Here is an 18,013-nt window from a genome sequence, read left to right on the forward strand (position 1 = left end):
AATAAATCAAAATTAAGAGGTAATAATAAAGTGAAGAAAATTATTTCAATTATGAGTTTAGCTGCGGCATTATTAATGACAGGTTTTGCCCATGCAGAAATGAAAATTGGTGTCATTGATGTGATGTCAGTTTTACAAAAAATGCCTCAACGTGAAGAAGTCGGCAAATCTTTAGATAAAGAATTTGATGCGAGAGCGAAAGCACTTCAAGAAGAAGAGAAAAAAGCATCGGCGGCATCGGCTAAATTAAAAAAAGACAGTTTGACTTTAACAACTTCTGAAAAAGCGCAACTTAATAAAACGGTTGCTGATTTTGAAGCTAAAGCGAAAACATTTACTGTCGATTATCGTAAACGCGAATCTGAAGAAGCGGGAAAACTATTAGTTAAAGTTGAAAATGCAATGAACGAAGTCGTTAAAGAAGAAAAATACGATCTTATTTTAAAAGCAGAAGCGGCTGTATATGCCTCTGACGCAGTGAATATTTCAGAAAAAGTTCTTCAGAAGGTTAAAAAATAATGTTTGCTTTTACTTTAGAGCAACTAGCAAAGAAACTTAACGCTAAAGTACATGGTGATGGTTCGCTAATCATCACCGGTATTGCTTCTATGAAAAATGCATGCGCAGGACAAATTACTTTTTTAGCTGATAAAAAATTTCATAACCAGCTAGAAAATTGTAAAGCAACAGCTATTGTTTTAACAGAAGATAGTCTTGAATATTGGCATGGAGCTGCTCTTATTGTCAAAAATCCTTATCTTACTTATGCTTTACTTGCACAACTCTTGGATACAACGCCAAAAGCAGCTTCAGGAATTGCACCATCAGCAATTATCGATCCTACAGCTAAAATTGGTCGAAATGTTTCGATTGGCGCTAATGCTGTTATAGAAAGTGGAGTTATACTAGGTAATGATTGTGTAATTGGAGCGGGTTGTTTTGTAGGCAAAAATACCCAGATTGGTGAATCGACACAATTATGGGCAAACGTATCTATTTATCATAATTGTGTAGTTGGTACTCATTGTCTAATTCAGTCAGGAACAGTCATTGGCGCTGATGGATTTGGTTATGCTAATGATAAAGGTAATTGGATAAAAATACCCCAACTAGGAAAAGTCATTATTGGTAATCATGTTGAGATTGGTGCTTCAACGACAATCGATCGTGGTGCGCTTGATGATACCGTAATCGGGAATGGGGTAATTATTGATAATCAATGTCAAATTGCTCATAACGACATTATTGGTGATCATACTGCTGTAGCGGGTGGCGTTATTATGGCCGGAAGCCTTAAAATTGGACGACATTGCTTAATTGGCGGCGCCAGTGTTATCAATGGACATATGGAAATTTGTGATCAAGTAACAGTGACAGGTATGGGGATGGTTATGCGCCCAATTACAGAGCCGGGTGTTTATTCTTCAGGTATTCCATTACAAGAAAATAAAGTATGGCGAAAAACCGCTTCTCTAGTTTTACATATTGATGAAATGAGTAAACGCTTGAAGTCTCTTGAAAAGAGACTATTAAAAACCTCGACGTAACTAGTCACGGTCGCTATAATGCTCATCTAATTTATAAATTTTTAAGCGCAATGATAGTTATTAAATCATTGGAAGCTAATAATATTCAAATAATTCTGAGGTATAAAGATGCAAGTTTCGGTTGAAACAACACAAGGTTTAGGACGACGTTTATCAATAACAATTAAAGCTGATGATATTAAAAAAGCAATGGATTTTGAGCTTGCTAAAACAGCAAAAAAAGTTCGTATTGATGGATTTCGTAAAGGAAAAGTACCATTAAAGATAGTTGAACAACGTTATGGAGCTTCTATTTTACAAGACGCTTTGAGTGAATTAATGCAACGTAATTTTATTGAAGCAATTATTCAAGAAAAATTAAATCCAGCAGGTGCGCCTACATATATCCCTTCACAATATAAAGAGGGTGAAGATTATACTTTTACTGTTGAATTTGAAGTTTATCCGCAAATTGAAATTAAAGATCTTGATAAAATTGAAATTGAAAAACCCGTTACTGAAATCGTTGATGCAGATATTGATACTATGATTGAAACATTACGTAAACAACAAGGTACCTGGGAAGAAATTTCTGATAATGCTAAAGATCAAGATCGCGTTACAATGGATTTTGTTGGTAAAGTAGATGGTGAAGAATTTGAAGGTGGTAAAGCAACTGATTTTGCTTTAGTTCTTGGTCAAGGTCGTATGATTCCCGGTTTTGAAGATGCATTACTAGGTCACAAAGCAGGTGAACAATTTGATATTAATGTCACATTCCCAGAAGAATATCACGCTGAAAATTTAAAAGGTAAACCCGCTACTTTTACAATTAATCTTAAAAAGGTAGAAAAATTAGTATTGCCTGAATTAACAGAAGATGTCATTAAACGTTTTGGTATTGTTGATGGTACAGTTGAAAGTTTACGCAATGAAGTGCAAAAAAATATGCAACGTGAACTTAAATCAACCATTCGTAATAAAATTAAAGCTCAAGTTATTGAAGGTTTGATTAAAAATAATGATATTGACGCGCCTACTCCACTTGTTGATCGCGAGATTGATGTATTACGTCAACAAGCTGTTGCTCGTTTTGGTGGAAATACTAAACAATCATTCGAATTACCAAAAGAATTATTTGCAGATGAAGCTAAACGTCGTGTCGTAACGGGGTTATTATTCAGTGAAATCATTGAAAAAGATAAATTAGAAGCGGACGAAGCTAAGGTTCAAGAACTTATTGATGAAATAGCTAGTGCTTATGAAGATCCTAATGAAGTTCGTGAGTACTATACTAAAGATAAAAAAGCAAAAGATAATTTAAAATCTGTTGCGCTTGAAGATCAAGTAGTTGAACAATTATTAGCTAAGGCGAAAGTAACGGAAAAAAATTATTCCTTTTCTGAATTAATGAATCCTCAAAGTGCTTAGTTTTTCATAAACTACATGAAATAACGATAATTTATTAGCACTTATTATTGAAATTATATCAAAGCCCAAATAAGAGTTTTCTTTTTGGGCTATTTTATTAATTAGGAGATTAAAATGTCTATCGAACCTTACATGGGCGTTATTCCAATGGTGGTTGAGCAAAACTCTCGTGGAGAGAGAGCCTATGATATTTATTCACGGTTATTGAAAGAAAGAATTATTTTTCTAACTGGCCAGGTTGAAGATAACATGGCGAATCTAATTGTTGCTCAGATGCTTTTTTTAGAAGCAGAAAACCCTGAAAAAGACATTTATTTATATATTAATTCACCGGGTGGTGTTGTCACTGCGGGTATGTCAATTTATGATACCATGCAATTTATTAAACCTGATGTTAGCACAATTTGTTTAGGGCAAGCTTGTTCAATGGGCTCCTTATTGTTAACAGCGGGTGCTAAAGGCAAACGTTATTGTTTACCTAATGCACGTGTTATGATTCACCAACCATTAGGTGGATTTCAAGGCCAAGCATCGGATATTCAAATTCATGCACAAGAAATTTTAAATATTAAGAGTCGATTAAATTCTATTCTCTCTTATCATACGGGACAAGATATTAGCGTTATTGAAAAAGATACGGATCGAGATAATTTTATGTCTGCTGAGCGAGCAGTAGAATATGGATTAGTTGATGCCATTTTTAGCAAACGTTCTTAATTGATAAAAGGTGACACAGTGAATAAAAAAGATTCAGATAAATTACACTATTGTACGTTTTGCGGTAAAAACCAACACGAAGTTGCTAAACTCATTGCTGGTCCTGCGGATAATTTTATTTGTAATGAATGTATCGATTTATGTAACGACATTTTGAAGGATAAAAATAAGACATTTTCAACGACTGAGGAGTTTGTAAAACGTATTTTACCAACCCCTCACGAAATTCGTGCTCATCTTGACGAATATGTTATTGGGCAAGATAGGGCGAAAAAAGTATTAGCGGTTGCAGTTTATAATCATTATAAAAGATTGCGTCACCCTCTTAATAAAGATAATGTTGAATTAGGGAAAAGTAATATCCTTTTAATAGGTCCAACCGGCAGCGGTAAAACATTATTAGCTGAGACATTGGCACGCTTTTTAGATGTTCCCTTTGCTATGGCAGATGCAACCACGCTAACTGAGGCGGGTTATGTTGGTGAAGATGTCGAAAATATCATTCAAAAATTATTACAAAATTGCGATTATGATGTTGAAAAAGCGCAAAATGGTATTATTTATGTCGATGAAATTGATAAAATTTCTCGTAAATCTGATAATCCTTCAATTACGCGCGATGTATCTGGCGAAGGTGTACAACAAGCATTATTAAAAATTATTGAAGGTACTATTGCTTCAGTTCCCCCTAAAGGTGGGCGTAAACATCCACAACAAGAATTTTTACAAGTCGATACATCTAAAATATTATTTATTTGTGGTGGTGCGTTTAGCGGCCTTGATAAAGTTATCGAAAATCGCATTTCTATTAATACCGGTATCGGTTTTGGTGCTGAAGTGAAAGGAAAACAGCAAAAACAATCCGAATCTGAATTATTAGCTCAAATTGAACCCGAAGATCTTATTAAATTTGGTTTAATTCCTGAATTTATTGGTCGTTTACCAGTAGTTGCAACTCTGACAGAATTAGATAAAGCAGCCTTAATTAATATTTTAACGCAGCCTAAAAATGCGTTAACTAAGCAATATCAGGCATTATTTAATTTAGAAAATGTTAATTTACAATTTTCTCCTAAGGCATTAGATGCCATTGCTGTTAAAGCAATGAAACGTAAAACAGGTGCGCGAGGATTACGATCCATCGTTGAAAATGTTTTACTAGATACAATGTATGATTTACCATCAAATAAAAATGTCTCCGAAGTCATTATTGATGAAGATACCATTGAGAAATCGCAACCACCTAAATTAATTTATAAAGATTAACGTGAGACGATAAAATAAAAGATTAATCTTTATCTCGTTTTTCTAATTGATTATTTACAAAATTAAGTTTTTATATGTTATCTATATTATATATTGATAATGTATAAAAGCTTATTTTTTTATATATATGTTAAAATTTTACAAAAAAATAAGGATTTATGGCTAAATAACCAAGAAGACTTGAATAATAAAAAATAATCCCAACATAATAACAAGGTTAGTATTATTAGAGAGAAATAGATGAAAACAAAACAAACGAAACAGATGATTATGCCTATTTTACCGTTGCGAGATGTAGTGGTTTTTCCTCATATGGTAATCCCTCTCTTTGTTGGTCGCAATAAATCTATCCATTGTCTTGAAAGTGCTATGGAAATGGATAGAAAAGTCTTTTTAGTTACGCAAAAGAATCCATCCCAAGATGATCCAGGTATTGATGATGTTTATAAAATTGGTACTATTGCCAATATTTTACAACTTTTACAATTACCGGATGGTACGATAAAAGTTCTCGTTGAAGGGATAAAAAGAGGCAAAATTGACGAAATTATCGAGCAAGATGAAAATGAATTTTTAGTTGCTAATATTGAAGACTTACAACATGAAGATGATGAACAAATCGATATTAATGAGGCACTAATTCGTGCTGTGCAATCTAATTTTGAAGAATATGCTCACCTCAACAAAAAAATTACTCAAGAGATGATTGACTCAATTAGTCTTATTAAAGACGCTTCAAAATTGGCAGATTCTATTGCAGCAACATTACTTTTAAAAGTTGAACAAAAACAAGAGATTTTAGATACTGCAGATTTAGAAAAGCGTTTAGAGCTATTGTTAGCGATGATGGAAGCGGAAATTGATTTATTGCAAGTTGAGAAAAACATCCGTCAACGTGTTAAGCAACAAATGGAAAAAGCGCAAAAAGAGTATTATCTAAATGAACAAATTAAAGCGATTCATAAAGAATTAGGCGATGTTGATAATAAGCAAGATGAAACAGAAGAGCTTAAAAATAAAATATTTGAAGCAAAAATGCCTCAAGATGTTATTGATAAAGCCCTTGCTGAACTTAATAAATTAAAAATGATGCCGCCTATGTCTGCAGAAGCGACAGTTGTACGTGGTTATATTGATTGGCTTATCCAAATTCCATGGCATAAACGATCTAAAATTAAAAAGAATATTGTAAATGCGCAACAGATTTTAGATAAAGATCATTATGGACTCGATAGAGTCAAAGAACGCATTTTGGAATATTTAGCTGTTCAAGGTCGTATTAATAAAGTTAAAGGTCCTATTTTATGTTTAGTTGGACCTCCAGGGGTGGGTAAAACTTCGTTAGGTCTGTCTATAGCTAAAGCGACAGGGCGAAAATATATACGTATGGCATTAGGTGGGGTGCGCGATGAAGCTGAAATTCGTGGACATCGTCGAACTTATATCGGCTCAATGCCAGGTAAACTTATTCAGCGTATGGTGAAAGTGGGTGTTAAAAATCCATTATTTTTATTAGATGAAATTGATAAAATGGCATCTGATATGAGAGGCGATCCTGCGTCGGCTTTATTAGAAGTGCTAGATCCTGAACAAAATAATAGTTTTAGTGATCATTATCTTGAGATTGATTATGATTTGTCTGACGTAATGTTCGTTGCAACAGCAAATTCAATGAATATACCGGCACCTTTATTAGATCGTATGGAAGTTATTCGCCTATCAGGCTATACCGAAGACGAAAAATTAAATATCGCTAAAGAGCATTTAATTGCCAAACAAATTAAAGACAATGGACTAAAAGACTCTGAGATCACTATTGAGGATTCCGCGATCATTGGTATTATTCGTTACTATACACGTGAAGCAGGTGTGCGCAGTTTAGAAAGAGAAATTGCTAAAATTTGCCGAAAAGTGGTGAAACAATTAGCTTTAGACAAAAAATTAAAGCATATAACGGTTTCTGACGAAAATCTTAAATCTTTTTTAGGGGTTTATCGTTTTGATTATGGCAAAACAGATAATGAAAATCGAATTGGTCAAGTGATTGGTCTAGCGTGGACTGAAGTTGGTGGCGATTTATTAACGATCGAATCTATGAGCGTACCGGGTAAAGGAAAACTGACTTATACAGGTTCGTTAGGTGATGTTATGCAAGAGTCTATCCAAACTGCATTAACTGTAGTTCGTGCAAGAGCAAGTAAATTAGGTATTAATCCTGACTTCTATGAAAAAAGAGATATTCATGTACATGTACCAGATGGAGCAACTCCGAAAGATGGACCCAGTGCGGGTATTGCCATGTGCACTTCTTTAATTTCGACTTTAACAGGGAATCCAGTTCGAGCGGATGTTGCAATGACAGGCGAAATTACCTTACGCGGTGAAGTTTTACCGATAGGTGGGCTTAAAGAAAAATTATTGGCAGCTCATCGAGGAGGCATTAAAACAGTGATTATTCCGATGGAAAATGTAAAAGATCTTGAAGAGATCCCCGATAATGTTAAATCTGAGATAGATATTCATCCTGTTAAATGGATTGATGATGTCATTACTATTGCGTTACAAAATAACCCATTTGGGATAGAGGTTATCACTGATAAGAAAAAAGTAAATTCTATTACCAAAAGAACTTTAAAAAAGGTGAAAACTAATCATGATGTTCCTGTTAGTTTAAATTAATTAAATGTTAACAGTAATAGACCAACGTTAAGTTGGTCTATTTTTTTATCCTTTTTTTACAGATAATAGTTAATTTTATTAAATATGCTATACTTGAAAACATTAAAATAATCTATGGAGAAACACGATATATGATGGATTCTATCCGCGGAGCTGCGAATAATATTATCGTTAAAATTATTTTTGGAATTATTATTTTAGCGTTTATTTTTAGTGGTATTGGTTTTATTGGCTTTTCATCTTTATTTGATTCGGGTAATGATGAGCGAGATAAGCAATTATATGTTGCGAAAGTTGATGGCGAACCTATTGGTAGAAGTGATTATGAGCATGCCGTTGCTAATTATCAGGAAACGGTTTTTGATTTAAACAGTAAAGCCAACGAACAGGCTATACGCCGAAAAGTATTAACAAATTTTATAGCTAATAATTTAACCTATAAGTTATCTAAAAAACTTAAAGCCAATTATAGTCAAAGTCAGGTTATGAATGTGATTCATCATAATCCCACCTTTTTTGTTAATGGAAAATTCAGTAATGAAGAATATAGCAAATTACTTACCCAAAATCGTATTGAACCTGTCTTATATGAAAATCTTTTAAGTTCAGAATTGCAAAATGGGCAGATGCTTGATGCTTTATTTAATACCTCTTTTGCTTTACCTGTTGATTCTGAATTATCTCTGTTACAAAATGAAACTCGCTTAGTCTATATTACGCAAATTTCTCCTAGAAGTATTGGTGATCAAGATATTAACGTAACAGCTGATGAAGAAAAGAATTTTTATAATGATAATAAAGAGAAATTTAAACGCGAGGATAGGATTAAATATAATTATATTATAAATGATAGAAATGATTATAAATACGAAATTAAGGTAGACGAAAAGGAAATTCGTGATGAATATACTAAGAATAGTAAGAATTATTGGGCCAAAGGTCAAAAATCCTATAGTACAATTTTTGCTTCTGATAAAGAAAATGCTGATAATATTGCTGAGCAATTAAAAAAAGGTAAAGATTTTAATCAATTAGCAGATATGTTTGCTAAACAGCAAAGCAATCCATTATTCAAAAATGGCTCTATTGGATGGATTATTGATGGTATGGAGTCATTGCCTGAAATTAAAGAAGCGAATTTAACGAAAGTAGGTCAAGTTTCAAAACCAATTAAAACGGAAGAGGGTTATTTATTTGTTAAATTAGATGCTGTTCGAAAAGCAGAATTAAAAAATTATGACTATGCTAAATTAGAAATTAGAAAAAATTTAGCCGATAAAAAATTAGATAAATTATTTTTCTCAAAAGAAGCTGAATTACAAAAAGCCTTAAAAGATCCAAAAGCAACATTAGAAGATATTTCTTCTATTACCGGTCTTAAGGTCAATCAAGCGGGATGGACTCAATATCGCAGTCGATCAAATATTTTAGCCTATCAAAATGTAAAAAATATTGCTTTTGAAGATCTAGTCCAAGATGATCATGCGACTGGAAAAATTTCAAATATGATTACTGAAGGTAATAATGAAACAAGCGTAAATATTGTTTTACAAGTTGTAGATTTTCGACCTGAAGGTATTGCTGCATTTGATGAAGTTCAAGACTATATCAAACAAAAATTAACGAATGATATTGCCGAGTCTCGTTTTAGTGAAAATATCGATAAAATTGTGAATGAACTTAATGCACAAGGGCATTCTTCTCAAGTCGCTTTTCAACAACAAATGCGCTTAACACGTAACTCAACTGAGTTGGATGAACGTGTTGTTAACAAAGTATTTGATATTGTGCCAATTTACGATAAGGCTGCAACGTTTGGCGCTCAAATTATTGATAATAATCAAGCCTATATTATTGCCTTAGTGAGCACAACTCCAGCAACAACTATTACGGATATAACAACTAAATTACAAGAACTTATTGCAAGTAATGAATACAATTATTTAATTTCTGATCTTGTTTCTAAAGCAGATATTAAATTTTATTAAAACATAAATTGTGATCAATCTCGACAAAATATGTAACAAAGATAAAAAATGAAAAGTCACTTAGGTGACTTTTCGCATATTTATAACATATGACACTATTTTATTTAAAAGATAGGGATACTTAATAGGCAAATTTATTGCGTAACTATCCATAATTATTTAGGAGTCTTTTAAATGAAATTTATTTCTATATTAACGTTTTTCATTTCGTGTTTATTTTTCTCAACTTTAAGTCTTGCTGCAACTAATGAAAAGTCAGAACAATCTTTTAGTCAGCTGCAAAATCAAATAGAACAAGTCAATATTAATACAGCAACAGCTGAAGAACTGGTTAAAACATTAACGGGTATTGGTATAAATAAAGCCAAAAAAATTATTGATTATCGTAATCAATTTGGACCTTTTATTGCCGTTGAACAATTAAAGGAAGTATCAGGAATTGGACCTTCAATTTTTGATAAAAATAAAGAGAAAATTATTCTACAATAATAAGACAATTTAATTTTGGTTATTATAAAAAAATACAGCTATCTATTTTTTTAGGCTAGCTGTGTTTTAACGATAATTTTTTTGTGATAGCAAATTAGCTCTCTAACGGATCAACATCAATACTCCATCTTACACTTTTGGTTTCTTTCCACTTTTCAAGTTCAATCAATAGATTAAAAATTAATTGATGAAGCTGTTGCCTATTAGTATGTTGTATTAATAACTGCCAACGATAATAGCCGCCTTTTTTTGGTAAAGCCGCTGGCATTGGCGTTAATAACCACAGCTTATGTTGATTATTGTTTTTTAACCACGTATGAATTTTCTGTAAAAAGGCGGAGGCTTGTTGATTATTTTGATCTGCTGCGCGTATTAAAACTTGATAACTAAATGGCGGTAAATTTGTTTGTTTACGTTCTTGTAGTGTTAGGTTAGCAAATTCACGATACCCTTTGTGCAGTAATACATTTAGTAAAGGGTGCTCTGGATGGTATGTTTGTAAAATAACTTCTCCAGCTTTAGATTCACGACCTGCTCGCCCTGATACTTGCGTATAAATTTGCGCAAAACGTTCCGTTGCTCTAAAGTCATTAGAGAATAACGCACCATCAACATCAATAATCCCGACCAATGTCACATCAGGGAAATGATGCCCTTTGGCAAGAATTTGTGTTCCTACAAGTAAATGCGCACCACCTTGCTGTATATTATCTAAATAAGTAGCTAATTTACCTTTACTATTAATGGTATCACGATCAATACGACTAATAGGAACATTAGGAAATAAGATTTGTAATTGTTTTTCTAATTGCTCAGTTCCAAAACCAATAGGTAGTAAATGTGTTGAACCACATTTGGGGCATTGATTGGGAACGTTACGCTGACGTTCACAAAAATGACAATTAAGAGCATGATTTTTTTGATGATACGTAAAAGGAGTATCACATTTAGGACATTCAGCAATCCAACCACAATCTTGGCAGATTAATAATGGCGCATATCCACGGCGATTTAAAAATAAGATCACTTGATTATTATCAGTTAAGTGTTTTTTAATTTGTTCTATTAGAGGTTGCGATAAACCTGCAACTAACACTAACCCTCTTAAATCAAGAATAGATTGACTAGCGAAAGATGAATTACCCGCTCTTTTGTTTAATGTAAGTAAATGATATTTTTGATTAATTGCATTATTTAATGTTTCTAGCGAGGGAGTAGCCGATCCTAATAGAATCGGAATATCGGCAAGTTTTGCGCGAATAATTGCTAAATCACGGGCATGATAACGAAATCCTTCTTGCTGCTTATAAGAATTATCATGTTCTTCATCAATAATAATCATGCCTAAATCAGCAAAAGGTGTAAATAAAGCCGAACGCGTACCAACAACAATAGCATTTTCGCCATTTTTACTACGTAACCAAACTTGTAATCTCTCATTATCAGTTAAACCAGAGTGTAATATATCAATCGGTGCATTAAATCGCTTTTTAAAACGGTTAATGGTTTGTGGTGTTAAGCTAATTTCGGGTACTAAGACTAATGCTTGTTTACCATGCGCTATTATTGAGCTTAAGACATTTAAATATACTTCAGTTTTTCCAGAACCTGTTACACCTTCAAGCAAAAACACATTAAATCCATTATTGTGCCGATTTACAGTTTCAATTGCTGTTATTTGCTCTTCATTAAGTTGAATTTGTATTTTATTTGTCGAGTAATTTTTACGCCAATTAATCGGAACGGTTATTTTTGGCACTTGTTCAATTAATGATTTCTTTTGTAACGCTTGATATATTGCTGAACTAAAATTATCAAGTATGTTTTGATTATTTTGCAATTGGATTAATAATGCTTGCTGTTTAGGTGATTTTGATAGTGTTTTGGCATTGGTTTGTTTGCCTAAATCAGTTAATTGCCAGGTTTTTTCAAAAGGAATGAGTGTTGATTTTCCTTGCCTTAATAAAACGGGCATTGCATGAAAAAAAACTTCGCCAATTGGGTAATGATAATAATTTGTAGCCCACGTTAATAATTGCCAAATTGCGGGAGAAAAAAGTGGTTCATTGTCAATAATTTCACTAATCGGTTTTAATTTAGCTATATCAAATTGGCTTTTTTCATCAATAGCCATAATTAATCCAATCACTTCACGGTTGCCAAATGGAATTTTTACTCTACAACCAATCTTTGCTGGCAGGGTTAATTGATAGTCAAATAAATGATATAAAGGCTTCGGTAAGGCAATATGAGCGATTAGCATTAATAACATCACAACAATAAAAAATAATATTTTACGCAGTTTTCGAAAACTTCGCAAAAATGAAACATATTTTTTATTTCTTGCGGTGTGAATTCATTGATAATGATATGAATAACGTAATAATAATAAATATGAAAAAGAGTAAATCACAACAATATGCGATTATAGGGATTTTTATGTTACTATGAATCTAATTTTATTCATGGGAAACGATACAATGATAAAAAAATATATTATGCTTCTTTTCATTTTTTTTACTGGATTTTCTTTTAATGTTTTAGCCGCCGAAAAATATGTTACTGATGATATTAATATTTATTTACGTCGCGGACCAGGAATACAATATGGATTAATTGGCTCCCTTAAACCTGGTGATAAAGTTGAAGTTTTGGAACTAAGTCAAGATGGTAAATTTAGCCGTATTGAAGATGCAAACGGGCGAATTGCATGGATAGATAGTGCCGAATTGACAAGTAAACCAAGTGATAAAAGTCGTTTACCAGAATTAGAGTTGGAATTAGCTAATTATAAAAATCAAATCAATAATCAAGAAAACGATCAGCAATCTAAAATTAAAGATTATGTTACAGAATTATCGATTGCTAATGAGCAGATTGTTAGTTTGAAGCAACAAAATGATGAACTCAACAATCGAATCAAACAACAAAATGTTAAGCTAGATTCAGCCTTAACTCAAGCCGACGAAAAAAAACAAGATCTTATTATTCGATGGTTTACTTATGGCGGAATTGTTGCAGGTAGTGGTCTTTTAGTCGGCTTGCTTTTACCTTTTTTATTACCAAAACGCCGTAAAAATAATTGGATGCGCTAACGAATGTATAACGTTTATCTTGTTGGTGGTAGTGTTCGAGATAGATTACTTAATTTGCCGGTTAAAGATCGTGATTGGGTCGTAGTAGGTGCAACGCCAAGCCAAATGCTGTCATTAGGTTATCAGCAAATAGGTAAAGATTTTCCTGTATTTTTACATCCGCAAACTAAAGAAGAGTATGCCTTAGCGAGAACAGAACGCAAATCTGGGCATGGTTATACAGGATTTATTTGCGATTTTGATCCTAATATTACCCTTGAACAAGATCTAGCACGCCGTGATTTGACGATTAATGCATTAGCGATGGATAAGAACGATAAAATTATTGATCCTTACCATGGTTTTTACGATTTAGAACATCGGATTTTACGGCATATTTCTCCTGCTTTTCGTGAGGATCCTTTACGCGTTTTGCGTGTTGCACGTTTTGCTGCTCGTTTTAATCAGTTAGGTTTTAAAATTGCTGATGAAACATGGCTATTAATGAAGCAGATGGTTGCTTCGTGTGAATTGGAATTTTTAACGCCAGAAAGAATTTGGCTTGAGACAGAAAAGGCACTGTCAACCGATGATCCGCAAATTTATTTTCAGGTTTTAATGCAATGTGGTGCGTTACCACGATTATTTCCTAATTTATGCTTATCTGATGATAGTTTTAAAACATTAAAACAAGCTTCATTGCTTTCGCAAGATCTTACAGTGCGATTTGCTGTATTGTGTTTAAATATGATCAATAACGCGAGTTTAGAGACATTAACCACAAAGATTAAAGCACCGAATTCTTATTATAAATTGGCTTTATTAGCTTATAAGTATCATAAAGATTTAATGGATATTGAGCAATTTAATGCAAATGGGACATTAGATTTGTTAAATGGCATTGATGTTTGGCGAAATCCTGAGAGATTAACAAAATTATTATTAATAGGTCGTGCAATGACAAATGATAATTTTGAACAACAAACTAATATATTGATTAATGCCTTTAAAAAAACAAAACAGGTCAATGTACAAGAAATCATTGCACAAGGTTTTACAGGTAAACATATTTCGGAAGAGTTACATAAACGTCGAATTGCGGTGATATCAAACAAGATTTGACTGTGAGTTAATCGATTGTATTTTTTTTTAAGAATATCTAAAAAAAAGGGTTGACGATTTGCTTTTACGCAAGCATAATGCGCCTCGCAGTGTTGGTTATGACGTTGCGAATAAATGGCTACGTAGCTCAGCTGGTTAGAGCACATCACTCATAATGATGGGGTCACAGGTTCGAATCCCGTCGTAGCCACCATTAAGATTTAGATTTATTAATACATTGTTTATTGATAAACTTATGTGATTAATAATCAGTTATATTTAACCGAGATATAATTGATAGTTAAAATGCGGGTGTGGCGAAATTGGTAGACGCACCAGATTTAGGTTCTGGCGCCGCAAGGTGTGTGAGTTCAAGTCTCTCCACCCGCACCATTTAAATCTTAATAAATTCCTCTAATGGGGTATAGCCAAGCGGTAAGGCAGCGGGTTTTGATCCCGCCACTCCCAGGTTCGAATCCTGGTACCCCAGCCATTTTATTCATATCAATGTGTGATATTATCAATAAAAGTTTTTGTTATTTGTGCAGTTAATCCCCAAATTACATACTTGCCAAAAGTATAAAAATAAACTGAATGCTCCGATTTTTTCTGCCATTTTTTTCCATACCGAGGAACTAAATGAAATGGAAAATTATCACTCGGTTTATGGGCAACTTGTATTATTGCTGTTTCGGGGTTTTGCTTAATAAACCATTCAATGGGAACTGTAAAAATTTTTTCAACTTCGTTTTGATTAAGATGCAACGTATTTAAAGACGTTAACTCACCAAAGAAAGGAAAAATATGCAATCCAAGAGGGGCAATAAAATCTGGTAATGTACCTAAAATTTTTATATCTTGTTTTATAATACCTAACTCTTCGTTTGTTTCTCTGATAGCAGCATGCTCAGGCGATTTATCCTCTTTTTCAATACGACCTCCTGGAAAACAAATATCACCCGGTTGCCATTTTAAGAATTGAGATCTTACTTGAAATAATAAGTGTAATTTGTGATTTATATTAACTATGGGGATAAGAATTGCCGCTTGAGGTATTGTTGGCGTTATTTCTGAATGATGGTGAATGTTCGTCATTATTTGTTCAATCGTTATCATAATAGTTTCATTGTTAAAATTTAAATTAGACATAAGCTTTACGTAACTATAATAACATGTTAAATTGCGACAAGCGTTAGTTAAGTTTTTATTGAAATCAATGTGATGCACTCTTATATTAATAACATAAAACATGAACTACGAAATCTTGCACATTTAAAGAGAAAACGAGCATTATCTAATGTTTCAGTTGAATTTAAGCGTGTTTTTTTATTATTACCTTCTTTATTTCATTTCAATCATCCAACACTTATCGGTTATGTTGATGAAGATACGCCATGCGGTATTTTTGGTTATCAGCCCAATCAAGAAATTATTGATTATCTTAATGATAAATTTAATTTTACTGCTGATTTATCGGAACAAACGATAACAATATCTGCACTTTACACAATGGGCAGTACCTGTTCGCTTGGTCAATCGGAAGATTCTGATTTGGATATTTGGATCTGTATTGAAAATAATCTCTCAAAAGATCAAAGAAAAGCATTACAACAAAAATGCCTCTTGATTGAAGAATGGGCTAAAAATCAAAACGTAAAACTAACGTTATTTATTGTCGATGCTAACCGATTTATTAATAAAAATCTAGAATGCCTGATTGATGAAAATTGCGGCTCTGCACAACATATACTTTTGTTGGAAGAATTTTATCGAACTGCAACATTATTGGCGGGGAAATTATTATTATGGTACATGATACCCATTGATTTAATGGTTAGTGGTATTAAATATAATTCTTATCATGAATGTGAACAAGCCTTAATTAAACTTGATTTAATTAATCGAGAAGAATGGATTGATTTTGGGCCTGTAACGGGGTTATCTGCTAAGGAATATTTTGGTGCAAGTTTATGGCAATTATATAAAAGTATTGATTCACCGTTTAAAGCTGTTCTTAAAACCCTATTACTTGAAGCCTATTCGTGGATTTATCCTGAAAACCATACGATAGCGCTCGAGATGAAAAGAAGTATTGCTCAAGGAAATATAGAATCCCTAACGCTTGATCCTTATTGCATGCTGTTAAAAAGGATTAGTGATTATTTAAATGAGATAAAGGATTTTCAACGGTTAAATTTAGTGCGAGCTTGTTTTTATTTAAAGATTAATCATAAATTATCAAAACCAAATAACGGCTCTTGTTGGCGAAGGCAAGTAATTAGTGATTTAGTTAAAGAGTGGAATTGGAGTGAGGATTATATTGCGAGATTAGATGCATGCGATAACTGGAAGATAGAACAAGTCAGAGAGGTCCATGAAATTCTTTTACACACAATGATGACAGGGTATCGCAATTTATTAAATTTTGGACGACGAAATAATTTAGATTCCCTAGTGAGCCCACAAGATCTCACTGTTTTAACACGTAAACTTTATGCTGCCTTTGAAATACTACCGAGTAAAGTAACGCAATTAAAATTAAATCTTTCATCTAATCTGCAAGAACAAGCATTAACGTTTATACGCGTTAAACATGATCGCATTAACCGAGCAGGATGGTATGTTTTTAATCAAGCGCCAACACTTACATCTATTATCAGTCATCAATATTTAGAATACAGTAAATATTTAGTGAAACTCGTTGCTTGGTGTTATTTTAATCGATTAATTGATAATAATACTGAACTTTATTATTTTGATGGACCCGATCACAATAATCGAAAGATTGCTGATCTCATTAAAGACTTAAAATCTTATTTTCCAATTGACCCAGCATCAATAAAAGAACAACAACTTTTAGGACCCTGTGAAATCAGACATCTTGCTATTATCCTAAATCTTGAAGAAGACCCAACTGAAAAAATAGATATTGAATATGAATTTAGTACTAATGTCTTGAATTATGGTCAATACGAATTAAATTTAGTAGGATCGATTGATTTATTATATCGAAATTCGTGGAATGAAATTCGCGTTTTACATTTTAATGGAAATTTTACCATACTTGAGGCAATAAAAAGTTTATTAAATCGAATGCATAAAGATGCTGATATTCCTGATTCAATTAAAATTTTCAGTTATAGTAAATATTTAGGTAGAGAAATCGAAAAACAAATAAAAAGTTTAATGGATGAGTGTGTGACATTACGATTATCCACAACTGAAACGAATTCCACACAAGTAAAACCTTTAAGAATAAACAGCAGCTCATGGTATCTTTTTTTTGAACGATTAGGTGTTTCGTATCATCAATTTGAAAGTGCGATTGATTTTTATGGAGCGGTTTCAAATTATAAAATTCAAGGTAGAGCGCTAAATCTTCAAGATCAAACAAATGAATTACCTAAAGAAATCGATAATATGGCATACGAAGGGATCATACAATTCTTTTTTGAGGATACTAAATCAGGATTTGACCTTTATATCTTAAACGAACATAACCAAGTAGAAATTTACCGTAACTGCAATGGTGATAAAGAATCGATGATAAAAGATGTCAATGATTTTTATGCGGTATCAGATGATCGATTTAGTTTTACAACAAGTAGTTCGGTTAATTTTAATTTACCGCAATTTTATAAAATTGCTTACAAACCTGAGGGTAATCGAGAAATAACTCTCTTAAATTAATGATTAAATCTTCTTAAATCATTAATATAATTAACTCTATTTTTAAATTTAA

Annotated in this window: 13 protein-coding genes and 3 tRNA genes; 14 read left to right on the forward strand and 2 right to left on the reverse strand. The window is 32.7% G+C overall.

Features of this window, described 5'->3' with window-relative positions:
- Positions 1-30 precede the first annotated feature (30 nt).
- From ACSYSW_RS03045 to ACSYSW_RS03080, 8 genes are all read left to right on the forward strand, one after another.
- Positions 31-519, forward strand: coding sequence for an OmpH/Skp family outer membrane protein (locus ACSYSW_RS03045; protein ID WP_491704756.1), 489 nt, complete (start codon positions 31-33; stop codon positions 517-519).
- Positions 519-1,547, forward strand: a complete 1,029-nt coding sequence (gene lpxD, locus ACSYSW_RS03050) for a UDP-3-O-(3-hydroxymyristoyl)glucosamine N-acyltransferase (protein WP_491704755.1) — start codon at positions 519-521, stop codon at positions 1,545-1,547. Before ACSYSW_RS03045 ends, lpxD begins: the two co-directional genes overlap by 1 nt.
- A gap of 108 nt (positions 1,548-1,655) precedes the next feature.
- Positions 1,656-2,957, forward strand: a complete 1,302-nt coding sequence (gene tig / locus ACSYSW_RS03055; protein ID WP_491704754.1) for a trigger factor — start codon at positions 1,656-1,658, stop codon at positions 2,955-2,957.
- A 114-nt stretch (positions 2,958-3,071) separates the two neighbouring features.
- Positions 3,072-3,674: an ATP-dependent Clp endopeptidase proteolytic subunit ClpP gene (gene clpP, locus ACSYSW_RS03060; RefSeq protein ID WP_491704753.1), complete on the forward strand. Its 603-nt coding sequence runs from the start codon at positions 3,072-3,074 to the stop codon at positions 3,672-3,674.
- 18 nt (positions 3,675-3,692) lie between these two features.
- Positions 3,693-4,940 (forward strand): ATP-dependent protease ATP-binding subunit ClpX, encoded by a 1,248-nt coding sequence (gene clpX / locus ACSYSW_RS03065; protein ID WP_491704752.1) that lies wholly within the window; start codon positions 3,693-3,695, stop codon positions 4,938-4,940.
- Positions 4,941-5,180: 240 nt separating this feature from the next.
- The gene (lon, locus tag ACSYSW_RS03070) at positions 5,181-7,619 is read left to right on the forward strand and encodes an endopeptidase La (RefSeq protein WP_491704751.1); all 2,439 of its coding nucleotides are present in this window, start codon (positions 5,181-5,183) and stop codon (positions 7,617-7,619) included.
- 131 nt (positions 7,620-7,750) lie between these two features.
- Complete coding sequence (locus tag ACSYSW_RS03075) at positions 7,751-9,607, forward strand: SurA N-terminal domain-containing protein (protein WP_491706287.1); 1,857 nt, start codon at positions 7,751-7,753, stop codon at positions 9,605-9,607.
- 174 nt (positions 9,608-9,781) lie between these two features.
- Complete coding sequence (locus ACSYSW_RS03080) at positions 9,782-10,096, forward strand: ComEA family DNA-binding protein (RefSeq protein WP_491704749.1); 315 nt, start codon at positions 9,782-9,784, stop codon at positions 10,094-10,096.
- A gap of 94 nt (positions 10,097-10,190) precedes the next feature.
- Here ACSYSW_RS03080 and priA read toward each other — a convergent pair whose 3' ends face one another.
- On the reverse strand, positions 10,191-12,359 hold the full coding sequence (gene priA, locus ACSYSW_RS03085) for a primosomal protein N' (protein WP_491704748.1): 2,169 nt from the start codon (positions 12,357-12,359) through the stop codon (positions 10,191-10,193).
- Between the two features lie 217 nt (positions 12,360-12,576).
- On the opposite strand from priA, the gene ACSYSW_RS03090 reads away from it, so the two are divergent.
- The 5 genes from ACSYSW_RS03090 (at position 12,577) to ACSYSW_RS03110 (ending at position 14,764) form a co-directional block, all read left to right on the forward strand.
- Complete coding sequence (locus tag ACSYSW_RS03090; protein ID WP_491704747.1) at positions 12,577-13,191, forward strand: TIGR04211 family SH3 domain-containing protein; 615 nt, start codon at positions 12,577-12,579, stop codon at positions 13,189-13,191.
- Between the two features lie 3 nt (positions 13,192-13,194).
- Positions 13,195-14,292, forward strand: a complete 1,098-nt coding sequence (locus tag ACSYSW_RS03095) for a tRNA nucleotidyltransferase/poly(A) polymerase-related protein (protein ID WP_491704746.1) — start codon at positions 13,195-13,197, stop codon at positions 14,290-14,292.
- A 116-nt stretch (positions 14,293-14,408) separates the two neighbouring features.
- Positions 14,409-14,485: transfer RNA gene (locus ACSYSW_RS03100), tRNA-Met, on the forward strand.
- Positions 14,486-14,579: 94 nt separating this feature from the next.
- Positions 14,580-14,664, forward strand: a tRNA-Leu gene (locus tag ACSYSW_RS03105).
- 25 nt (positions 14,665-14,689) lie between these two features.
- Positions 14,690-14,764: transfer RNA gene (locus ACSYSW_RS03110), tRNA-Gln, on the forward strand.
- Positions 14,765-14,775: 11 nt separating this feature from the next.
- Here the strand turns inward: ACSYSW_RS03110 and ACSYSW_RS03115 are convergent.
- On the reverse strand, positions 14,776-15,420 hold the full coding sequence (locus ACSYSW_RS03115) for an NUDIX hydrolase (protein ID WP_491704745.1): 645 nt from the start codon (positions 15,418-15,420) through the stop codon (positions 14,776-14,778).
- 72 nt (positions 15,421-15,492) lie between these two features.
- Here ACSYSW_RS03115 and ACSYSW_RS03120 point away from each other — a divergent pair, with 72 nt between their 5' ends.
- Positions 15,493-17,961 (forward strand): class I adenylate cyclase domain-containing protein, encoded by a 2,469-nt coding sequence (locus ACSYSW_RS03120; RefSeq protein WP_491706106.1) that lies wholly within the window; start codon positions 15,493-15,495, stop codon positions 17,959-17,961.
- The last annotated feature ends 52 nt before the right edge of the window (positions 17,962-18,013 follow it).

Source organism: Gilliamella sp. ESL1225, assembly GCF_058502635.1.

Bases quoted from the DNA above. Each gene is read 5' to 3' on its own strand.
- lpxD (WP_491704755.1), top strand. From the start codon at position 519: ATGTTTGCTTTTACTTTAGAGCAACTAGCAAAGAAACTTAACGCTAAA.
- tig (WP_491704754.1), top strand. From the start codon at position 1,656: ATGCAAGTTTCGGTTGAAACAACACAAGGTTTAGGACGACGTTTATCA.
- clpP (WP_491704753.1), top strand. From the start codon at position 3,072: ATGTCTATCGAACCTTACATGGGCGTTATTCCAATGGTGGTTGAGCAA.
- lon (WP_491704751.1), top strand. From the start codon at position 5,181: ATGAAAACAAAACAAACGAAACAGATGATTATGCCTATTTTACCGTTG.
- ACSYSW_RS03075 (WP_491706287.1), top strand. From the start codon at position 7,751: ATGATGGATTCTATCCGCGGAGCTGCGAATAATATTATCGTTAAAATT.
- ACSYSW_RS03080 (WP_491704749.1), top strand. From the start codon at position 9,782: ATGAAATTTATTTCTATATTAACGTTTTTCATTTCGTGTTTATTTTTC.
- priA (WP_491704748.1), bottom strand. From the start codon at position 12,359: ATGCTAATCGCTCATATTGCCTTACCGAAGCCTTTATATCATTTATTT.
- ACSYSW_RS03090 (WP_491704747.1), top strand. From the start codon at position 12,577: ATGATAAAAAAATATATTATGCTTCTTTTCATTTTTTTTACTGGATTT.
- ACSYSW_RS03095 (WP_491704746.1), top strand. From the start codon at position 13,195: ATGTATAACGTTTATCTTGTTGGTGGTAGTGTTCGAGATAGATTACTT.
- ACSYSW_RS03115 (WP_491704745.1), bottom strand. From the start codon at position 15,420: ATGTCTAATTTAAATTTTAACAATGAAACTATTATGATAACGATTGAA.
- ACSYSW_RS03120 (WP_491706106.1), top strand. From the start codon at position 15,493: ATGCACTCTTATATTAATAACATAAAACATGAACTACGAAATCTTGCA.